We start from the raw sequence: 2,604 nt of genomic DNA, 5'->3' as shown, positions 1-2,604 counted from the left end.
CCCAGAACCCTATATAATATGTTTCCCAAATCCATAGAGGTCCAGATGATGCATGAAAATGCAGGGGATTTTTGGTGTATTGGAGAAAATATCCAAGTACCTCACATGGAAGAAAGACGTGGGCCAAAAGACAATTGGGGGGTAATAGAAGGAAAAGGCAGAAGAATTTTGAACCTTACAGATGGTTCAGAGAAGCCTGTAGGGGAATGGAACCAAATGGTCATTGAATGCAAAGGCGATGAGGTAAAAGTCTGGGTAAACGGTGACATGGTCAACCATGGTTTTGGGGCCACCGCCTCAAAAGGAAAAATAGCCATTCAGGCTGAGGGTGCAGAAGTGGAGTTTAGGAAATTGGATCTCAAAAAATTTAATAGGATTGATTAGGCAATCAGGTTTACTTTTAATGAAAATAAAGTATATTAACACCTATAAGTCAATTAGATAGGTGAATTTAAGACCAATGATCGATAGTTTTTTCATCAAAAAGGATCATGTTATATAAAAAATTCCAGCCCGCTTCAGAATTGACCACTTTTGTGGAATGTTTCTTTGTTTGGGAAGGGGAAACTACCGAAACACTTTTGGTCCAAAGCCCCCCTTCGGGATTCAATGCGTTGGTTTTCAATTATGCCGATCCATATTGGGCTTTTATCCAGGAGGAACAAAAAGAGCAAGTTCCCCTGGCTTTTGCATCAGGTCAATTCACCGGTAATTACCATTTGGAGTTAAAGGGCAAAATAGGTATGATCGGAATTGTGCTCAAGGCTTCCTCTCTCCATAATTTTTTTGGATTGAATATGGCCTCAATGGTAAACAAGCGTCTAAACCTTGGAGATTTTTTGGGAGAGAAAGGACATAAGATCCATCAGGAAATAAAAAGTGAGACATCCATTGAAGCCCGAATCAAGATTTTGGAAAACTTCCTTATTTTCTATTCTGAAACTGTAAAGAGAAATCTTTCGATCATAGATGAGGCCATAGATTTTATTGATCAAAAAAACGGGATGTTGACCATTGATGAAGTCCTTTCCCAATTCAAAATCAGCCGAAGATATCTGGAAAAGAAATTTCAGGAGAAAGTCGGGATCTCACCAAAATTGTATGCCAGGATCAAACGATTTGGCTACCTGTCCAACAAGGTTGTCCATAATCAGGAAGTGGACTGGCAGGATATTGTGTTCGAAAACGGCTTTCATGATCAGTCCCATTTGGCAAAAGACTATAAGGCCTTCAATCAAATGAACCCATCAGAATATTACCAAAAACACAGGGAATTGATCCGCTACATGGAAAAATAAATCCCGTACGCATTTTTACAAGTTAGTGGGTTTCCAATTGGATAATTTTGATCATTGGATTTCAGGAAATTATGTATTGACAAAATCACTGGAACCGGAAATCAATATTATCAAACACAATTTTTAACTGAATTATGAAAAATATAAAATTAAAAAGCATCATCAATTATTCTCTTCTTCTGCTTGGGGTAAGCATGTGCTTTTCTTTGTCAGGCTGTCAGCCAAATCAGGCGAGTTCTGACGATTCCAAATTCCCCAATCAGATCAATTTTGAAAAGGAAAAACAAGAGATCCTGCAGGTGATCGAAAATGAATCCAAAGCATTCTGGAAAAAGGATTTTGAAGGTTATGCTTCCTATTGGGTTCATGAGGATTTTATCAGGACGCTGGGATGGTGGGAAGCAGGCGGGGTGACTGTGGTCCAAGGATGGGAAGAAAGAAGTAAGAGGACAAAAAGGCACATGGAGAATAGTCCTGAAGAAAATCCAACTGCCACCAATGTAAGGAGAGAAAACATCAACCTTCGGATTTATCAGGATGTCGCGTGGATGACCTTTGACCAATATGGAGAGGATACAGGAGACCCTACCATGGACATGCCCGGATTAAGTAGGGAAACAAGGATTCTGGAGAAACACAATGGCCAATGGAAAATCGTTTATGCCGGTTGGTTGTTGGAAGGCTAAAATACAATAAAGAAAACACAAATATCGATAAAACTAAATTGACAATCTTATGAAAATTATCTCAAAAACAATTCAGGACAGCCAGGAATCTGCTGTTAGAAAAGGAGTCAGCCTGGAGTTTTTCTCAGCTTATCAGGATATGGAAATTGACCGGATGATGGGCCTATGTGACCCTAAAGGCACTGTTGCATTTATTCCCTTGGGCAGTGACTACACGGGAAAAATCAATGAGGTAGGAAAAGCTGTTTGGACGGCATTGATGGATGCATTCCCGGACTTGGACAATACCGTTATAGAGCAACAATATCAGGATAAAGAAAATGCCGTAACATGTAAAGTGGATATTTTCGGAACTCAGAAAAAGGATTTTGCGGGATTACCTTCTTTGGGCAAACGCTTCAGATCAGAACATATTTTTATTTTTCAGTTTACTGATGAAGATAAAATAAAGGACATCCAAGTGGACTGGCAACATGACCGGTTTGTTAGTCAATTGTCGTAGATTACTAAGGAAATGAAATTCTTATTTCATTTGTTCCTGGGATACTACGCCACTTTTATTCACTTCAGCAACAGCATCGTCTATTTCTTTCTTATACTGTAAAGAAGTTAATGGTTTT

4 protein-coding genes are annotated in these 2,604 nt (G+C 39.1%); all 4 read left to right on the top strand.

Features of this window, described 5'->3' with window-relative positions; all coding sequences use genetic code 11:
• The coding region (locus tag ACEW8O_RS08915) for a DUF1080 domain-containing protein (RefSeq protein ID WP_373494276.1) at nt 1-384 on the top strand (384 nt) is incomplete at its 5' end.
• 107 nt (nt 385-491) lie between these two features.
• Nucleotides 492-1,298, top strand: coding sequence for a DUF6597 domain-containing transcriptional factor (locus ACEW8O_RS08910; RefSeq protein WP_373494275.1), 807 nt, complete (start codon nt 492-494; stop codon nt 1,296-1,298).
• Between the two features lie 134 nt (nt 1,299-1,432).
• The gene (locus ACEW8O_RS08905) at nt 1,433-1,984 is read left to right on the top strand and encodes a nuclear transport factor 2 family protein (RefSeq protein WP_373494274.1); all 552 of its coding nucleotides are present in this window, start codon (nt 1,433-1,435) and stop codon (nt 1,982-1,984) included.
• Nucleotides 1,985-2,033: 49 nt separating this feature from the next.
• Nucleotides 2,034-2,486, top strand: coding sequence for an ester cyclase (locus ACEW8O_RS08900; protein ID WP_373494273.1), 453 nt, complete (start codon nt 2,034-2,036; stop codon nt 2,484-2,486).
• Nucleotides 2,487-2,604 lie beyond the last annotated feature (118 nt).

The organism is Aquiflexum sp., from assembly GCF_041749095.1.
Classification (GTDB): domain Bacteria; phylum Bacteroidota; class Bacteroidia; order Cytophagales; family Cyclobacteriaceae; genus Aquiflexum.
Note: the sequence above shows the minus strand (reverse complement) of the source record. Positions and strands in the feature narration are given on the sequence as shown.

Bases quoted from the DNA above. Each gene is read 5' to 3' on its own strand.
- ACEW8O_RS08910 (WP_373494275.1), top strand. From the start codon at position 492: ATGTTATATAAAAAATTCCAGCCCGCTTCAGAATTGACCACTTTTGTG.
- ACEW8O_RS08905 (WP_373494274.1), top strand. From the start codon at position 1,433: ATGAAAAATATAAAATTAAAAAGCATCATCAATTATTCTCTTCTTCTG.
- ACEW8O_RS08900 (WP_373494273.1), top strand. From the start codon at position 2,034: ATGAAAATTATCTCAAAAACAATTCAGGACAGCCAGGAATCTGCTGTT.